Raw genomic sequence first — 16,299 nt, 5'->3', positions numbered from 1 at the left:
GGGCGCTTACAGCTGTGCCAGAATGGCCTGACGCACTGCATCGGGCAGCTGCTTCTGCTCGGCCTTGCTCATGCCTTCGGTCCGGATGGGCGGCAGCACCTTGATATGCACGCTGCCCGGATGGCACAGGTTGCCGTTGCCCTCAAACAGGGCACGGGCACCGGTCAGGGCTACCGGCACCACCGGCACGCCGGTCTTGACGGCAATGCGGAACGCACCGGCCTTGAACTCGCCGGCGCCGCCTTCTTCCCCTTTGTAGCGGGTACCCTCCGGGAAGATGACGAAGCTTTTGCCGCTTTCCACAATGGCGGTGGCATCGTTCAGGGCGCGGACGGAAGCCCGCAGGTCGTCGCGCTGGACGAATACGCAGCCCAGCAGCTTCATCCAGCGGTTCAGAAGCGGGATCTTTTCCAGCTCTTCCTTGGCAAGGATGCCATGGGGCTTATCCAGACTGGCCAGCAAAAGCGGGATGTCGTAGTAGCTGCGGTGGTTGCCCACAAACACACAGGGGGTGTCCTTGGGGATATTCTCAAGGCCCTCCACGCTCAGGGAAACGCCGGTCACCTTTAAAATGCCCCGGCTCCAGTGCGGGATATGCTTGTTGACGAGCTCTTCCACCAGCTGCGTGTCGCCTGCGGCCAGAGCGCGTTCCGCCCGGCGCAGCACGCCATAATGGACGATCATATAACCAAATAAGTAGATAAACATCGCAATCGTGCGAAAAATACTCATTGTGTTTTCCTCCCTTCGGCAAAATATGCCATTGTCATTGTATCACACTTTTTGGAAAAAGGGGAGAAATAACACTTTTTTTACAAATCGGAGGATCTGCGGTCTTGCAAAATTGACAAAATGCGGGTATATTTATAGTTGTAAAGCCAGCACAATGGCACTTTCTGTGTGAAACACCTTTGCTGGACCAATGGGAGAAAGAGAAAGGTACCATAGAATATGGGTTTATTTCCTTCTGCAAACGACTTCAAAGCCGGTAAGGGCGTGGAGAAAGACACCCCCCGCAAGACCGGCATAGGCCGCTTTTTTGAGCTTGTGGGCCGTGATATGAACGGCATGTTCCTTGCAAACCTGCTGGCCTGCATCGGCTTTCTGCCGGTGATCTGTCTGGTGTATATCGGCTTTCTGGCAAACAGCCTGCCTGTCATGCTGGCAAGCGCGGTGGTGGGCGGCATTCTGGCCGGGCCTGCGCTGGCCGGCATGTACGATACCGTGCTGCGCGCCCTGCGCGATGAGGCCGGTTACTGGTGGGTGACCTACCGCCGCGCCTTCAAGCGCAACTTCAAGGCCAGCATTGCGCCGGGCATCTTCTACTGCGTCGTGGTCACGATGCAGATCTTCCTTGTGTATTTCTGCTTCAGCATGCTGGCGCAGGGCACCAATGTGGGCGTGCCGCTGTGGGTGGCCACGGTGCTGAACCTGCTCATCTTCCAGATGCTGTTTGCCTACATGTGGCCGCAGGTGGTGCTGCTGGATCAGCCCTTCAGCCTGACGATGAAAAACAGCCTCAACTGCATGATCGCCTTCCTGCCCCACGCACTGGCGGCTGCCATCGTGCAGATCCTGTTCTGGGGCGTGGTGATCCTGTGCATGCCGCTGGGCCTGCTGCTGATGCTCATTTTCGGCTTCTGGTTCGTCACCGAGGTGTCCTGCCAGATCATCTACGGCGACATTGAAAAGGTATTCCACATCGAGGAGAGCATCCGCAAAATGAAGGATGCCGAGCTGGAAGCGGCCCTGAAAGAGGACTATGCTTCCGGCGAGGACGACACCGAAAAATGATCTTCTGCCGGGAAGCTTCTCAAAGAGCTTTCCGGGACCGACCGAACAGCGTGAATTTCAAGAAGGGAGATGTGTCCCATGGAACAACGGAATAATCTGGTCCTGCAGGGCACCGAGACCTTCTCCCGCGGGCAGCTGGACAATGTGGCGCTGGACGGCGGTGCGCTGGTGCTGGACAGTGTGGCGGGCCGCTGCCTGCAGTACGGCAGCTACACCACGCCGGAGTTTGCCATGCCGCCGTTCTGCAACCTGAACGTCAGCTGGAACGCCTTCGCGCCCCACAACACCATGGTGGAGGTGCGCTGCCGGGTCTATGCCGGCAGCCGATGGACCGGCTGGATGAGCTTTGGCAAGTGGGCACCGGGTTATCCCCGCTGCAGCTGCACCTCCCAGAGCGACGACGGCATGATCTTCCTCATGGGCGATACCGTGACCGTGGCAACGCCCGGCGGCGGCACCGGCGTGCAGCTGCAGGTGAACCTTTCCACCAACGACGACAAGGTTTCGCCGCAGGTGCGGCTGCTGGCCGCTGCGGTGCGGCCGCTGGCGTGGGAAAAGCACAGCGGCCACCCGCTGAACCGGCAGCTCTATCTGCCGGAATACTGCCTTTCCGCCCACGACCCCAGCTTTGGACGCACCATGGACCTGCCGCTGGTCATGGCGGCCCTGATGAACTGCTGGGGCGAGGATATCCTGCCCGAGGAAGTGGCCTACGTGATGGAGGACATGGCCGACAGGACCACCGGCAATGCCGCATTTGCAGCGGCTGCGGCGGGCTGCTGCGGCTACCCCTGCTGGCAGGCATGGATGGACCTTGCCGACCTGCGCGCCCAGATCCACGACGGCTGCTGTGTGGCGGTGCAGGTGGAACGGCGCGTGCGGGGCCAGCGGGACCCGGTGCGGGTCTGGATGGGCCTGCGGGGCTTCGATCATGACGAGGCCCGGATGGTGGATCTGGTGCAGCTCAACGACCCTGCGGCAGATTCCGATGGCTCGGTGAGCACCACCATGGCGCTGGTGGATTTTATGCGCTACTTTACCGGGCGGGCCATTGCCCTGCGCGCAAAGCCCCGCGACATGGCAGCCAACCGCCCCCGGCGGCTGCGCTGCGAGCTTGTCCCCGGCAAGGAAGAGGGCGTTTATTTCTTTGAACAGCACGGTGAGGCCGACCCGCTGCCGGAGGATTTTTCCGGCTGGACGGCCTACGCTCTGCACGACGGTGTGGCCCACGCCACCACCGCCCACCGCGATTTCCACTGCATGGAGCGCACCCGGGACGGCGGAATCCGCTTTCCGGCAGCGCAGATGGCCGAGGGCGGACGCTGCAGCGTGTACGCCGTGGACCAGACCGGCACCATGCGGGTGGCGGAGGTGCGGCTGCCCAAGCCGAAGCCTGCACCGGATACAGCACGACCGGCTTCCCAAGCACAGGCAAAGCCGGAGAAGTGACCGGCAGCACCTGAGCGAAATCATACACACAGGAGGAACACATTATGGCAAAGACGATCATCACTTTGGGACGTGAATACTGCACGGGCGGCCGCTACATCGCAGAAGATGTGGCAAATGCACTGGGCATCAAGCTTTACGACAAAGAGCTGATCACCATGGCAGCAAAGCATTCCGGCCTTTCGGAAGAAGCTGTTGCTGCCAGTGAAAAGCGGCATACCCACAGCCTGCTGTACAGCCTGTACACCATGGGCAATGAGCTGCCGCTGGGCGATCAGGTGTTCATTCTTCAGAGCCGCATCATCAAGCAGCTGGCCGAGGAAGGCCCCTGCGTGATCCTGGGCCGCTGCGGCGACTACGTGCTGCGCGAGCGCAAGGATGTGTTGCGCGTGTTCGTGTATGCACCCAAGGAGTGGCGGCTGGAATACGCAAAGACCAACCCGCTGGTCAAGGCCAAGGACGAAAAGGGCATCAGGGAAGAGGTGGAAAAGACCGACCGCAACCGCTCTGCCTACTACAACTACTACACCCAGAACCGCTGGGGCGATGCTCACAACTATGATCTGGCCATCAACGCAGCTCTCGGCCGCGAGACCTGCGTGAAGATGATCCTGGACGCAGCTGCCGCCAAGGAGAAGGACCTCGGCTGACCGCCGGGGCGCTTCAAAAATAAAACAACGATGATTCGTGGGTAGGGTGTGCAAGCGCCCTGCCCACGTTTCGGGCAACGGCGACGGTTTTACTCCTTCAGTCACGGCTCCCGCCGTGCCAGCTCCCTCGGAGAGGGAGCCTTTGGCAGTATGATGGAGTTTCTGATTTTGCCAATGCCTCCCTCATTGAGGGAGGTGGCATCGCGCAGCGATGACGGAAGGAGTTGTTCGGTAGTTGCCTTGCCATATCCCCTGAATCCCAATGTCAAAAAAGGAGCAAACGTGGAAACAAAGCAATCCCAAACCTCTCCCGCCGCGCGGGAAAATATCATGGGCACCATGGAGATCAACCCTCTGCTGGTCAAGCTGAGCGTGCCCATGATGATCTCCATGCTGGTGCAGGCACTTTACAACGTGGTGGACTCGGTGTTCGTGTCCCATGTGAGCGAAAGCGCCCTCACCGCCGTCTCGCTGGCGTTCTCGCTGCAGAACGTGATGATCGCCGTGGGCGTGGGCACCGGCGTGGGCGTCAACGCCCTGCTGTCCAAGAGTCTGGGCGAAAAGAACCAGCACCGTGCCAACGTTACGGCAGAGAACGGCATTTTTCTTTCACTGTGCAGCTTTGTGGTGTTTCTGGTCATCGGCCTTACCTGCATGAAGCCCTATTTTTATGCACAGACCAGTGATGCAGCCATTGCCCAGCAGGGCATCCGGTATCTTTCGGTGTGCTGCATCTTCAGTCTGGGCCTTTTCACCCAGACCATGGGCGAAAAGCTGCTGGCCGCGACCGGCCGCACCCAGCTGAGTATGATCAGCCAGCTGGTGGGTGCAGTGGTGAACATCATTCTGGATCCCATCTTCATCTTTGGCTACTGCGGGCAGGCGCTGTCCGGCACCACCGGTGCAGCTGTGGCAACGGTCATCGGCCAGTTCTGTGGCGCAGGCATGACCCTGTTCTTCAACCTGAACAAAAACCCGGATATTCAGATCAGCTTCAAAGGCTTCCGGCCCAGTGCCAAGGCCATTGGCCGCATCTACACGGTGGGTCTGCCCAGCATCGCCATGCAGTGCGTGGGCAGCCTGATGACCTTTGGCATGAACCTGATCCTCATGGCCTTCTCGGCTACGGCGGTGGCGGTGTTTGGCGTCTACTTCAAGCTGCAGAGCTTCGTGTTCATGCCCATTTTCGGCCTGAACAACGGCATGGTGCCCATCATCAGCTACAACTACGGTGCCCGCAGACCGGACCGCGTGAAAAAGACCATCAAGCTGGCGGTGTGCTATGCCGAAGGCATCATGCTGGTGGGCTTCTGCATCTTCCAGTTCGCGCCCCGGCAGGTGCTGGGCATCTTTGCAGCCAGCGATGCCATGCTGGCCATCGGCGTCCCGGCCATGCGCATCATCTGCCTGCATTTCCTGCTGGCGGGTGCCAGCATCGTGCTCAGCTCGGTGTTTCAGGCACTGGGCAACGGCATCTTCAGCCTCATCGTTTCGGTCTGCCGTCAGCTGTTCGTGCTGCTGCCGGCCGCATGGCTGCTGGCACAGACCGGAAATGTCAACAATGTCTGGTGGGCCTTCTTCATCGCTGAGATCGTCAGTATCCTGATGAGTCTGGCCTTCTATGCGCGTATCAACAAAACGACCATCGCACCCCTGTACCACTGACCCGGGTGCGGGCAGACGGCCCTGCAAACGAAAGGAACGTGAACTCTATGGTAAAAAAGCTGAAGTGGAATCTGGTCCTCATGAGTCTGCTGTATCTGGGTCTGGGCGTTTTTCTGGTCATGAAGCCCGGTACGGCCCTCAACATCGTGTGCTATGCGCTGGGCGGCGTGGTGCTGGCCTGCGCAGCGGTGCAGCTGGTTCGCTACTTTGCGGTGGAGCGCGGGGTGTTCCAGAGCCAGCTTACCCTGGTCTCCGGCATCGTGTGTCTGGCGCTGGGGGCTTTCCTCATCATCCGCAGCGACATCGTGGTGAGCATCCTGCCCATCGTGTTCGGCCTGTTCGTCATCTTTGACGCCATTGGCCGGGTGCAGAATGCGCTGGATCTGCGCCGCTGCGGCTACGACAGCTGGAAAGGGTTCCTGTTCCTGCCGGTGCTCAGCGTGGTGCTGGGCGTGGTGCTGGTCATCAACCCCTTCGGTGCCATGGAAAAGCTGGTGATGGCCATTGGCATCATCCTCATCGTGGAGGGGGCCATCAACCTGCTCAGCGCCCTGTACACGGTGCTGGCCGTGCGCCGCTTTACCAAGCTGCACCCGGAGACCCAGTCCATGCTGGAGTCCCTGACCGGCGAAGACCTGAACGGTGACGGCGTGGTCGCCCCGGATGTGACCCGCACCGATGCCGAAGCCAGTGCTGTGGAGCTGGATGAGGTGGACGAGAGTGCCACTGTGGAGCAGGAGAACGAGAAATAAACCCTCTCAGGCGCTCCGCGCCAGCTCTCCCGAAGGGCGAGCTTAATGCGCTGTTTTGATGACGTTTTCCTCATACCGTGAAGAATGCAAACGCATCCTTCCGTAGGAAAAAGCTCCCCCTGAGAGGACAGATTTCCCCCGGCCGGGACAGATTCTCCCCGCGCCGGGGAGAAATGTCACCGCAGGTGACAAAAAGGGGAATCTGGCAACGCCGTCAGGCGTTGACTGAGAGAGTTTTATACGAACGACTAAGTAAAGGAAAAAGAGAAAATGGAAAAGTACGATCTGATCATCGTGGGCGCCGGTCCGGCCGGCATCTTTACCGCTGTGGAGCTGCTGCGCCACGGCAGCAAAAAGAAGATCCTTCTGGTGGAAAAGGGCAAGCCGGTGGAAAAGCGGCACTGCCCCAAGGCCGAGGTGGGTCACTGCGTCAACTGCCGCCCCACCTGCGCCATCACCACCGGCTTTTCCGGTGCAGGCGCTTTCTCGGACGGCAAGCTGAGCCTTTCCTACGAGGTGGGCGGCGACCTGCCCACCCTGATCGGAGAGGAGTTTGCACAGGAGCTCATCAACTACACCGACAAGATCTATCTTGAGTTCGGCGCAGACCCCCATGTGGAGGGCATCTACACCGGCGAGGAGATCAAGGAGATCCGCAAGAACGCCATCCATGCCGGCCTGAAGCTGGTGGACTGCCCGATCCGCCATCTGGGCACCGAGAAGGCACAGCAGCTGTATCTGGCCATTCAGAACCATCTGGCCGACAGCGGCGTGGAGATGCTGTTCAATACCGAGTGCGAGAACATCATCCTTGAGAACGAGGAGTGCAAGGGCGTGCTGCTGAAGGACGGCGATCAGGTCCGGCCTGTGTATGCAGATACCGTGGTCATCGGCACCGGCCGCCGCGGCGCAGACTGGCTGGAAAAGATCTGCGCGGAGCACCACATCGCCCATAAGCCCGGCACCGTGGACATCGGTGTGCGCGTGGAGTGCCGCAACGAGGTCATGGAAAAGGTGAACAAGGTGCTGTATGAGTCCAAGCTCATCGGCTACCCCAAGCCCTGGAAGAACAAGGTGCGCACCTTCTGCCAGAATCCCGGCGGCTTTGTGGCGCAGGAGAACTACGACAACGACCTTGCCGTGGTCAACGGCCACAGCTTCAAGGAGAAAAAGAGCGAGAACACCAACCTTGCCATTCTGGTCTCCCACAACTTTACCGAGCCCTTCAACCAGCCCATCGCCTACGCCCAGAAGGTGGGCGAGCTGACCAACATGCTGGGCGCAGGCCACATCATGGTGCAGCGCTACGGCGACATTCTGGACGGTAAGCGCACGTGGCAGAAGGAGCTGGCACAGTCCAACGTAAAGCCCACCCTGAAGGACGCCGTGGCAGGCGACATCACCGCCGCCATGCCCTACCGCGCCATGACCAACATCATCGAGTTCATCAAGATGCTGGATATGGTGGTGCCCGGCTTTGCCGCCAACGAGACCCTGCTGTACAGCCCGGAGCTGAAGTTCTACTCCAACAAGGTGAAGATGGACGAGAACTTGGACACCAACATCAAGGGCCTGCACTGTCTGGGCGACTCCTCCGGCTGGACCCGCGGCCTGATGATGGCTTCGGTCATGGGCGTGCTCATGGGCCGGAAGCTGGCCGAAAAAGAAGGCTGCTGAAAACAAGCATCAACAAAAACAAAAAATCCCGGCACCGCAAGGTGTCGGGATTTTTTAGGTTTAAAAATCAGCCCTCAATGAGCTCCACGGTCTTCATCTTGACCGGGGTGGTGGGCTTGTCGTTCCAGTCGGTGCGGACCGCTGCGATCTTATCCACAACGTCCATGCCTGCAACTACCTTGCCGAAGGCGGCGTACTGGCCGTCCAGATGGGGTGCATCCTGATGCATGATGAAGAACTGGCTGCCGGCGCTGTTGGGGTTCATGGCGCGTGCCATGCTGATGACGCCGCGGGTGTGCTTGAGCGGATTGTTCACGCCATTGGCGGCAAACTCGCCCTTGATGTTCCAGCCGGGGCCGCCGGTGCCGTTGCCCAGCGGGCAGCCGCCCTGGATCATGAAGCCGGGGATCACGCGGTGGAAGGTCAGGCCGTTGTAAAAGCCCTCGCTGACCAGCTTCTTGAAATTCTCACAGGTGATAGGAGCGGCTTCTTCGTTCAACTCAATATCGATGATGCCGCCGTCTTCCATAGTAATGCGAACCATAACGCTACAATACTCCTTTTGTGTTGCCCCGCAGCAGTGCGGGAGTGTTCGGCAGAAGGCCTGCCGGATATCTCTTATAGTATACCATAGGTTTTGGGGGTTGCAACGGCGCAGATGCAACGTTTTTGTTAAAATTCATCTTTCATCTCCACCATATCGGCCCAGAAGCGCTTGGGGCAATGGCTCATGCGGCCCTTTTCGTTGTGACGCGCCTGAATTTCCAGCGTTTTGTAGAACTGCGTCCACAGGGCCTGAAACTGCTGCTCCCGCGCGCTGGGCGGCGGCAGCTCCAGCGGTGCAGCCAGCTCCAGCAGCCGGGCCTTGTGCTCCTGCTGCAGCAGCACGGCCTGATGCACGGCATCATAGATCAGAAAGTCCTCTTCCAGGAACCGTCCGCAGAAATGGGGCCGCAGCAGCGGCAGGATGTAGTTTTTGGGGTGGATGACGGCCCCCAGCATCCCGTCGTGCTCCTCGAAGCGGACGAAACCCTGAAACTTGTCCACCTCCCAGTCCAGACTCTTTTTCATTTCGTACAGCGGGGCCACGTCCGGGTGGCCGGTGCGCTTTACGGTGCCGGGGCCTAGGGCAAAGGCCAGATGCAGAAAGCGGATGAGCAGCAGCTCCTTGTCCTCCCGCCCGGAGAGAAAATCCCGGCTGACAAGATACTCGGTCTCAGCCCCCAGCTTTCTGCCAAAGCTGGCGAACACCCGCTGCGCCCGGGCGTGGTCGGTGGGGATGTCCTTCACCGGATAGAGCGTGGAGGTCTCCCGCTGGGGCGTCCACACTGCAAAGGGGATCTCGTGCTGGGCAAAGCTCTCGAATACACAGCACAAAAAGCCCTTAAAGCTGCCGTCGTAGAGATAGACCACATCTGCATCGTGGAGTCTGCGGGCTCTCTGCGGGTTCACAGTGCCTTCGCCAGACATTGCACTGCCTCCTCTCGCACCATGCGCAGGGCGGCGCGCGGTGCCACGCCCTGCGTGATGAGCTCGTCCACCGCAGGCGGCGTGAACAGGCTCAGCTGCTCACAATTGCCGCCGAACACGTTGGGGTCGATGAGCGCCTGGGTGATGCGCTCCCGCCCGGCGGTGCCGCGGCCCGGGTGCGCACCGGAAAAACCATTGCAGGTGATAAAATACTGCGCCCGCTTGAGCACCACGCCCATCCGCTTGAGCTCGTTCAGCCCGAGGCTGGACAGCTTGCGGGCGTGCCAGATGCGACGGGCGCTCTTGGGGCCGATGCCCGGCACACGCAGCAGCATTTCAAAGGGGGCGCGGTTCACATCTACCGGGAACAGCCCGTAGTGCTGCACGGCCCAGTTGCATTTGGGGTCCAGATAAGGGTTGAAGTTGGGGTTGTCCCGATCTAAGATCTCATCCGCCTCGAACTGATAGAACCGCAGCAGCCAGTCGGCCTGATACAGCCGGTGCTCCCGCAGCAGCGGCGGCTTTGTGTCCAGCGCAGGCAGGCGGCTGTCCTCGGCTACCGGGATATAGGCGGAGTAGAACACCCGCTTCAGGCTGTACTTCCGGTACATGCCCTCGGTGAGCTTCAGGATGTGGTAGTCCGTCTCCGGCGAAGCGCCCACGATCATCTGGGTGCTCTGCCCGGCGGGGGCAAACTTGGGGGCATGGCGGTAGACCGTCAGCTCCTGCTTGCTCTGGGCACCGGAGACTGCGATCTGCTTCATGGGGCGGAAGATGGAGTGCCGGCCCTTGTCCGGCGCCAGAAGATTCAGGCTCTGCTCGCTGGGCAGCTCCACGTTCACGCTCAGACGGTCGGCCAGATATCCCAGCTGCTGCAAAAGCTCCGGGCTTGTGCCGGGGATGGCCTTGGCGTGGATGTAGCCGCCAAAGCGGTATTCGCCCCGCAGCAGCCGCAGGGCGGCCAGCATCCGCTCGGTGGTGTAGTCCGGCGTGCCCAGCACCGCGCTGGAAAGGAACAGCCCCTCAATGTAATTGCGGCGGTAAAACTCCACGGTCAGCTCGGCCAGCTCCCGGGGCGTAAAGGTAGCCCGGGGGATATCGTTGGAGCGGCGGTTGACACAGTAGCTGCAGTCAAAGGCGCAGCAGTTGGTCATGAGCACCTTTAAAAGGCTTACGCAGCGGCCGTCGGCGGTAAAGGCATGGCAGCAGCCCGGCGCATAGCAGCTGCCCAGCGTTCCGGCCCGGGCAGTGCGGGAAGCGCCGCTGGAGGTGCAGGCCACATCATATTTGGCGCTGTCGGCCAGAATGGTAAGCTTGTCCATCAGGGTCTGTTCCATGCAGAATACACCTCCAAAGTGGGAAAAACCGGAAAAAGGGTCAAAAAATAAAGCCATGCGCAAAATTGCAGATGGCTTTTATGGCTTCGGCCTTTTTCGTGAAAATGCGTTTGGAGCGCCCCGCAGGGCGCGACAAACGCGAAAATAAAAATAATTTTCCGCTGATCATGGCCAGAGTGAAACGGAGGCCATTCAAATGGTTGAATGGCTCACCACTTCGCTTTTGTCTCCACCACACGCCCGGCGATGTGCAGATGATTCAGGTCTTCGCCCTTGATGACCATTTCGCTGTAGGCCGGGTTGAAGGGCTGCAGCACCACACAGTTGCCGCGCTGGATGTAGCGCTTCAGGGTGCCCTCGCCCTCGTCGCCGTAGATCAGCACGCCAAGATCGCCGTTTTCCAGCGTGTCCTGCCGGTGCACCAGCGCAAGGTCGCCGTCCTGAATGCGGGGCTCCATGCTGTCGCCGCGCACCACCAGATAGAAGTAGTTGGAGGGGTCCTTCACGCGGGCGTATTCCTGACCGTAGTCCTCCTCAAAGGCAAGGGCGCCGTAGCCGGCCTTCACCGTACCGATGACCGGGATCAGGCTCTCGGAATAGCTGCCGAAGAACCGCTCCTCCGGCGCAGATACATTGCTCACCGGACGGTACAGGCCCAGCAGATAGTCTGCGGTGGTGTTCAGCAGCTCTGCAATGCGGGCCACCGTGGTGGGGTCGGGAGAGGATTTGCCGCTTTCCCATTTGCCGACGGCCTGCTGGGTCACGCCCAGTTTGGAAGCCAGCTCAGCCTGACTGACGCCCTGCTTTTTGCGGCACTGCTTCAAAAGTTCTGAAAACGACATGGTATATTCTCCTTTACACCGCGAGGAAATTTTCTTGTGATTATTATACAACAAAAAGGTGTGCTTGTAAAGAGGCTGAATGGGCCGAGACCAAAAAAGGTTGTGATAATTTTCTCTTTTTTGCGTCTGGTGAAAAAATTTGCATGAAAGGCTTGACAGCGGGGCACAAATCTGGTAAATTAAATAGGCATTCGACACGGCGTAAAGCGGATGTCCACAAGGAGAGATGTCCGAGTGGTTTAAGGAAGCAGTCTTGAAAACTGCCGTACGGCAACGTACCGTGGGTTCGAATCCCACTCTCTCCGCCATTTTTTATTGAATAAGTGTAATGCACTTTGCTCTGGAGTAGTACTCAAGAGGTCGAAGAGGCGCCCCTGCTAAGGGCGTAGGTCGTCTAAACAACGGCGCGAGGGTTCAAATCCCTCCTACTCCGCCAAGAAAAAGCTCGTTGATTCGTTGAAATCAATGGGCTTTTTCCTTTATAAAGGAAAAATGCGGCTTGCGGAACAAAAAAGGAGGAACCAATGGCGTTTGGTGTTTTGGCGGGTCAGATCACCGTGATCTTTCTGGAGGTGCTGCTGGGGTATGTGGGGGCCCGCAGCGGCATCATCAAAGACCGGGACAGCAAGTTCTTGTCCGACTTCATCATGAAGCTCCTGCTGCCCTGCACCATGCTGGCAGGCGCTGCGGTGGAAGGTGAGCCGGAACTGCTCACGCAGGCCGGCATCCTGTTCGTTTTGCTGCTGCTGTTGTTTGTGGCAACCACGGCACTGTGCCGTGTGAGCAGCTGGCTGCACCACGACACGCCGGGAAAGTATGCGGTGCTGGTGGGCACGGCGGCTATGCCCAACTGCGGCTTTATCGGCCTGCCGCTGTGCAGTGCTCTGCTGGGTGCAGCACGGGGCACCGTGTTTGCGGGCATGGCAATGGCCTCTTATAATGTATGGTTCTTTACCTATGTGGTGTGCCTGTTCCGCCCCGGCGAGAAGATCCGGCTCAAGACCTTCATCACCCCCACCAACATTGCCACCGTGGCCATGCTGGTGCTGCTGGCGACCGGCTGGCACCTGCCTGCACCGGTGCAGCAGTTCTGCAGTGCGGTGGGCGGCTGCACCACCCCGCTGGCCCTTATGATCGTGGGTGTGCTGCTGGCAGACAGCGATATCCGCGCGCTGCTGCACACCGGCTTTCTGTACCGGGTCACCCTGCTGCGCGGCATCCTGTTCCCGCTGCTGTTCATGCTGCTGCTGTGGCTGCTGCCGCTGGACAATGTGCTGCGCACCGGCCTGTCCATCATCGCCTGCTGCCCGGCCGGCAGCCTTGCCGCGGTGCTGGCCAAGCAGACCGGCACCGAGGCGACCCTTGCCAGTCAGGCAGTGGCCCACTCCACCGTGTGTATGCTGGTCACAGTGCCTGCCATGCTGCTGCTGACCGGTGCGATGTTCCCGATGTGAGAAGCTGTAAAAAGCCCGCCGTCTCCGGACGGCGGGCTTTTTTTACAGCATAAGGTTTGTGATCATTGCCAGCACCAGCAGATGTACCGGGTAGAACCAGTAAAAGGCCTTTTTCAGCAGCGGACTGCACGCGCCGCGCTGTCCGTTATAGAACCAGACCAGCACAAAGGCCAGCGGCGCGGTGAGCTCGAACAAAAACAGCACTGCGCCTGCAAGGCACTGCCGCTTGCGGTCTGCGCGGGTCAGGTACAGGGTGCAGATGATGAGCACGCCGATGGCGTGGTAGTCGGTGTTGGCGGCCAGCGCCAGCGCGGCGCAGCCGCCCGCCCACACAAGCCCCTGCCAGCCGGGCAGGCCGTTTTCCTTTTCAAAGCGCTTGAGCCCTGCCATGGCCAGCACGCCCAGCGCCAGCGTCCAGTAAACGTTCTGGTGCTGCGGGGCGAACGGCGTGCGGAAGAAGGCCAGATCAAAGGGGACTTCGCTCAGAAGGCCGAACAGCAGCAGCCGCCCAAGGTAGCCTTTGACGTTGTGGGTGTGGATGAAGCCCTCCACCAGCAAAAAGCAGAACAGGGGAAAGGCCAGCCGCCCGGTGAAGCGCAGCACCATGTCCAGCCGGTACAGCGGATAGGCGGAAAGGGTGTCCTGCGAGAGGGTGCCGGCGTCCAGCCCGGGCGTAAGGATACCGGCCTCGATGCAGGACGCGCCGATGTGGTCCACCAGCATGGTGATGCAGGCAATGGTTTTAAGAGCGGTGCCGCTGAAGCTGAAGCTGCGGCGCGGGGAAAGTGCGGTCATAAAAATACCTCGGTCAGTTTGAAAAATCGTTACAGGAATTATAACGGAGGAAAGGCGGCATTTCCTGCGTCTGCTGCGGCAAAATCTGCACAGAGCGTGCAAAAACGGGGCAAAAATGCTTGACAGAAAAGGTGCGGGATAGTACAATCAAGAAGATAATTGAACTATCGCAAACCAAAGATGAAAAAGATTCACAGAGAATCGGGCGTCTCCGAACCGGATCAGAAGGAAGGAGGCTTTGGGCATGACGCTTTTTTCCTACGAGATCTTTGATGCAGTGGCACGCCAGGGCAGCTTTAACAAGGCGGCACAGCAGCTGCATCTGACTCCCTCCGCGATCAGCCACGCCATTGCCGTAATGGAGGAGGAGCTGGGCTTTGCTCTGTTCAACCGCGGCAAGAACGGCGTTTCCATGACCAGCTACGGTGCCTCGCTGTACCCGTCCATCCGCGATGTGCTCAACAGCGACGAGGCCCTCAAGCAGAGCATCGCCCGCCTGAACGGCCTTGAAAAGGGCAAGGTGAGGCTGGGCGTGTTCAACTCGGTATGCGCGTCGCTGCTGCCGGGGCTGCTGAAAAGCTTTATGACCCACTACCCGCAGATCGAGATCGAGGTCTATCAGGGCACCTACGATGATGTGAAGGAATGGCTGCGCACCGGTCAGGTGGATGTTGCGTTCCTTTCTTCCACCTGCCGGGAGGAATTCAACCTCACCGAGCTGTTCCGGGAGCCGCTGCTGTGCATCGTGCCGCAGGACTGGCCCGAACCGGAAAACGGCGTCATGACCCCTGCCCTGATGAACGGGCAGAGCTTTGTAGTGCAGTGTGACGCCACCGACGCAGAAATGCGCCAGTTCCTGAAGAAATACAAGGTCGGCACCGAGCGCCGCTGCCACGTCATCGACGACCAGTCCAACATTGCCATGGTGGAAGCCGGTCTGGGCATTTCCATCATGCCGCAGATGCTGCTGCGGGACTGCAAGGCCGCTGTGAAGATTACCCCATCGAGCCGGAGGAATACCGTGTGGTGGGTCTGGCCGTCCAGCGCCCTGCCGCGATGGCGCCTGCCGTGGAGCAGATGTTCCACCACATCGTGGACTACTGCAAGCAGGTCGAGCTGCAGTAACGCGGGATCCCTATTACTATAGCACATTTCAGCCGGTGTTTGGTGCACCGGCTGAATTTTTTTGCAAAATGCGCCCGGATGCAGGGGTGCGTGTGGCAAGTCTATTGTATCTGCTGGGAAAATCCGGTATACTAAACAAAAAACAACAGGAGAATGCAATGCACACTTTTTCTACCTTGCCCGCCGCCGAGGGCTTCCGGATGCCGGCGGAATATGAGCCGCACCGCGGCTGTGTGATGATCTGGCCGGTGCGGCCCGGTTCCTGGCTGTACGGCGGCCGGGACGCCCAGCCCGCCTTTGCGCAGGCCGCCCGCGCCATTGCCGAGAGCGAGACGGTGTGGATGCTGGCCGGCCCGGCAGATGCCGGTGCCGTGCAGGCGGAGTTTGCCGGGGACGAGAACATCCATGTGCTGACCATCGAGACCGATGACGCATGGGCGCGGGATGTGGGGCCCACCTGCGTGGTGGACGATCACGGCACCGTGCGGGGCGTGGACTGGCAGTTCAACGCATGGGGCGGCATGGTGGACGGCCTTTACGCCCACTGGGAAAAGGACAACGCAGCCGCCCGCGCCATCTGCGCAGCACTGGGCATGGACTGCTATGATGCACAGCACTTTGTGCTGGAGGGCGGCTCCATCCACTCGGACGGCGAGGGCACCATCCTTGCCACCGAAGCCTGTCTGCTGAGCCGTGGCCGCAACCCGGAGCTGAGCCGGGCCGAGATCGAGCAGGAGCTGAAAAACTATCTCGGCGCACAGAAGATCGTCTGGCTGCCCCGGGGCATCTACAACGATGAGACCAACGAGCATGTGGACAACGTGTGCGCCTATGTGGGCCCGGCAGAGGTGGTGCTGGCGTGGACGGAGGACGAGAACGACCCGCAGTACGCCCTGAGCAGGGCAAGTCTGGATGCGCTGGAAGCAGCCACCGATGCAAAGGGCCGGCACTTCACGGTGCACAAGCTGCCCATCCCGGCAAAGCCCATCTGCGTGACCGAAGAGGAACTGCAGGGCTATGCCTTTGAAGAGGGCGAGGATACCCGCGAGGCCGGGGAGCGCCTTGCAGCAAGCTATGTGAACTTTTACATCTCCAACGGCGGCATCATCCTGCCGCAGTTCGGGGACGAGAACGACGCTGAGGCAGTGCGCATTCTGGGCGGACTGTTCCCGGGCCGCAGGGTGTACCCCATCCCGGCCCGGAGCATTCTGGTGGGCGGCGGCAACATCCACTGCGTCACCCAGCAGATCCCCAGAGGCTGACAGAAACGATATGAGGAGGAAAGCAGT

The 16,299-nt window shown here is 59.9% G+C and carries 15 protein-coding genes and 2 tRNA genes; 11 read left to right on the top strand and 6 right to left on the bottom strand.

Annotated features, from left to right (window positions below):
* Nucleotides 1-6: 6 nt before the first annotated feature.
* Nucleotides 7-732: a lysophospholipid acyltransferase family protein gene (locus ACKXF7_RS03130; RefSeq protein WP_249237861.1), complete on the bottom strand. Its 726-nt coding sequence runs from the start codon at nt 730-732 to the stop codon at nt 7-9.
* 219 nt (nt 733-951) lie between these two features.
* On the opposite strand from ACKXF7_RS03130, the gene ACKXF7_RS03125 reads away from it, so the two are divergent.
* From ACKXF7_RS03125 to ACKXF7_RS03100, 6 genes are all read left to right on the top strand, one after another.
* Nucleotides 952-1,794, top strand: a complete 843-nt coding sequence (locus ACKXF7_RS03125) for a DUF624 domain-containing protein (RefSeq protein ID WP_339394618.1) — start codon at nt 952-954, stop codon at nt 1,792-1,794.
* Between the two features lie 78 nt (nt 1,795-1,872).
* Nucleotides 1,873-3,243, top strand: a complete 1,371-nt coding sequence (locus ACKXF7_RS03120; RefSeq protein ID WP_423742104.1) for a hypothetical protein — start codon at nt 1,873-1,875, stop codon at nt 3,241-3,243.
* Nucleotides 3,244-3,287: 44 nt separating this feature from the next.
* A complete protein-coding gene (locus ACKXF7_RS03115) occupies nt 3,288-3,893 on the top strand; it encodes an AAA family ATPase (RefSeq protein WP_418265359.1) in 606 nt (201 codons plus the stop codon).
* A gap of 282 nt (nt 3,894-4,175) precedes the next feature.
* Nucleotides 4,176-5,558: an MATE family efflux transporter gene (locus tag ACKXF7_RS03110; protein WP_423742103.1), complete on the top strand. Its 1,383-nt coding sequence runs from the start codon at nt 4,176-4,178 to the stop codon at nt 5,556-5,558.
* A gap of 47 nt (nt 5,559-5,605) precedes the next feature.
* Nucleotides 5,606-6,310 carry an HdeD family acid-resistance protein gene (locus ACKXF7_RS03105; RefSeq protein WP_339394621.1) on the top strand — a complete coding sequence of 235 codons (705 nt, stop codon included), beginning with the start codon at nt 5,606-5,608 and terminating at the stop codon, nt 6,308-6,310.
* Nucleotides 6,311-6,580: 270 nt separating this feature from the next.
* Nucleotides 6,581-7,987 (top strand): NAD(P)/FAD-dependent oxidoreductase, encoded by a 1,407-nt coding sequence (locus ACKXF7_RS03100; RefSeq protein WP_423742102.1) that lies wholly within the window; start codon nt 6,581-6,583, stop codon nt 7,985-7,987.
* Between the two features lie 67 nt (nt 7,988-8,054).
* Here ACKXF7_RS03100 and ACKXF7_RS03095 read toward each other — a convergent pair whose 3' ends face one another.
* The 4 genes from ACKXF7_RS03095 to ACKXF7_RS03080 form a co-directional block, all read right to left on the bottom strand.
* On the bottom strand, nt 8,055-8,531 hold the full coding sequence (locus ACKXF7_RS03095) for a peptidylprolyl isomerase (protein ID WP_005943496.1): 477 nt from the start codon (nt 8,529-8,531) through the stop codon (nt 8,055-8,057).
* A gap of 128 nt (nt 8,532-8,659) precedes the next feature.
* The gene (locus ACKXF7_RS03090) at nt 8,660-9,457 is read right to left on the bottom strand and encodes a TIGR03915 family putative DNA repair protein (RefSeq protein WP_423742101.1); all 798 of its coding nucleotides are present in this window, start codon (nt 9,455-9,457) and stop codon (nt 8,660-8,662) included.
* A complete protein-coding gene (locus tag ACKXF7_RS03085; RefSeq protein ID WP_423742100.1) occupies nt 9,436-10,794 on the bottom strand; it encodes a putative DNA modification/repair radical SAM protein in 1,359 nt (452 codons plus the stop codon). Before ACKXF7_RS03085 ends, ACKXF7_RS03090 begins: the two co-directional genes overlap by 22 nt.
* 209 nt (nt 10,795-11,003) lie before the next feature.
* Nucleotides 11,004-11,636 carry a LexA family protein gene (locus ACKXF7_RS03080; protein WP_249237871.1) on the bottom strand — a complete coding sequence of 211 codons (633 nt, stop codon included), beginning with the start codon at nt 11,634-11,636 and terminating at the stop codon, nt 11,004-11,006.
* A gap of 220 nt (nt 11,637-11,856) precedes the next feature.
* Between ACKXF7_RS03080 and ACKXF7_RS03075 the strand changes: the two genes are divergently transcribed.
* From ACKXF7_RS03075 to ACKXF7_RS03065, 3 genes are all read left to right on the top strand, one after another.
* Nucleotides 11,857-11,944: transfer RNA gene (locus tag ACKXF7_RS03075), tRNA-Ser, on the top strand.
* A gap of 34 nt (nt 11,945-11,978) precedes the next feature.
* Nucleotides 11,979-12,072, top strand: a tRNA-Ser gene (locus ACKXF7_RS03070).
* A gap of 88 nt (nt 12,073-12,160) precedes the next feature.
* Nucleotides 12,161-13,090, top strand: coding sequence for an AEC family transporter (locus ACKXF7_RS03065; protein ID WP_423742099.1), 930 nt, complete (start codon nt 12,161-12,163; stop codon nt 13,088-13,090).
* A 42-nt stretch (nt 13,091-13,132) separates the two neighbouring features.
* On the opposite strand, the gene ACKXF7_RS03060 is transcribed toward ACKXF7_RS03065, so the two are convergent.
* A complete protein-coding gene (locus ACKXF7_RS03060; protein WP_423742098.1) occupies nt 13,133-13,885 on the bottom strand; it encodes a TraX family protein in 753 nt (250 codons plus the stop codon).
* Between the two features lie 244 nt (nt 13,886-14,129).
* Here ACKXF7_RS03060 and ACKXF7_RS03055 point away from each other — a divergent pair, with 244 nt between their 5' ends.
* The gene (locus ACKXF7_RS03055; RefSeq protein ID WP_423742097.1) at nt 14,130-15,032 is read left to right on the top strand and encodes a LysR family transcriptional regulator; all 903 of its coding nucleotides are present in this window, start codon (nt 14,130-14,132) and stop codon (nt 15,030-15,032) included.
* A 136-nt stretch (nt 15,033-15,168) separates the two neighbouring features.
* Nucleotides 15,169-16,272, top strand: a complete 1,104-nt coding sequence (aguA, locus tag ACKXF7_RS03050) for an agmatine deiminase (RefSeq protein WP_339394628.1) — start codon at nt 15,169-15,171, stop codon at nt 16,270-16,272.
* Nucleotides 16,273-16,299 lie beyond the last annotated feature (27 nt).

Source organism: Faecalibacterium sp. 7, assembly GCF_049562865.1.
Taxonomy (GTDB): Bacteria; Bacillota; Clostridia; order Oscillospirales; family Ruminococcaceae; genus Faecalibacterium; species Faecalibacterium wellingii.
This window is presented reverse-complemented; position numbering and strand designations above follow the sequence as displayed.

Coding starts and splice junctions, on each gene's coding strand:
- ACKXF7_RS03130 (WP_249237861.1), bottom strand. CDS start 732: ATGAGTATTTTTCGCACGATTGCGATGTTTATCTACTTATTTGGTTAT.
- ACKXF7_RS03125 (WP_339394618.1), top strand. CDS start 952: ATGGGTTTATTTCCTTCTGCAAACGACTTCAAAGCCGGTAAGGGCGTG.
- ACKXF7_RS03120 (WP_423742104.1), top strand. CDS start 1,873: ATGGAACAACGGAATAATCTGGTCCTGCAGGGCACCGAGACCTTCTCC.
- ACKXF7_RS03115 (WP_418265359.1), top strand. CDS start 3,288: ATGGCAAAGACGATCATCACTTTGGGACGTGAATACTGCACGGGCGGC.
- ACKXF7_RS03105 (WP_339394621.1), top strand. CDS start 5,606: ATGGTAAAAAAGCTGAAGTGGAATCTGGTCCTCATGAGTCTGCTGTAT.
- ACKXF7_RS03100 (WP_423742102.1), top strand. CDS start 6,581: ATGGAAAAGTACGATCTGATCATCGTGGGCGCCGGTCCGGCCGGCATC.
- ACKXF7_RS03095 (WP_005943496.1), bottom strand. CDS start 8,531: ATGGTTCGCATTACTATGGAAGACGGCGGCATCATCGATATTGAGTTG.
- ACKXF7_RS03090 (WP_423742101.1), bottom strand. CDS start 9,457: ATGTCTGGCGAAGGCACTGTGAACCCGCAGAGAGCCCGCAGACTCCAC.
- ACKXF7_RS03085 (WP_423742100.1), bottom strand. CDS start 10,794: ATGGAACAGACCCTGATGGACAAGCTTACCATTCTGGCCGACAGCGCC.
- ACKXF7_RS03080 (WP_249237871.1), bottom strand. CDS start 11,636: ATGTCGTTTTCAGAACTTTTGAAGCAGTGCCGCAAAAAGCAGGGCGTC.
- ACKXF7_RS03065 (WP_423742099.1), top strand. CDS start 12,161: ATGGCGTTTGGTGTTTTGGCGGGTCAGATCACCGTGATCTTTCTGGAG.
- ACKXF7_RS03060 (WP_423742098.1), bottom strand. CDS start 13,885: ATGACCGCACTTTCCCCGCGCCGCAGCTTCAGCTTCAGCGGCACCGCT.
- ACKXF7_RS03055 (WP_423742097.1), top strand. CDS start 14,130: ATGACGCTTTTTTCCTACGAGATCTTTGATGCAGTGGCACGCCAGGGC.
- aguA (WP_339394628.1), top strand. CDS start 15,169: ATGCACACTTTTTCTACCTTGCCCGCCGCCGAGGGCTTCCGGATGCCG.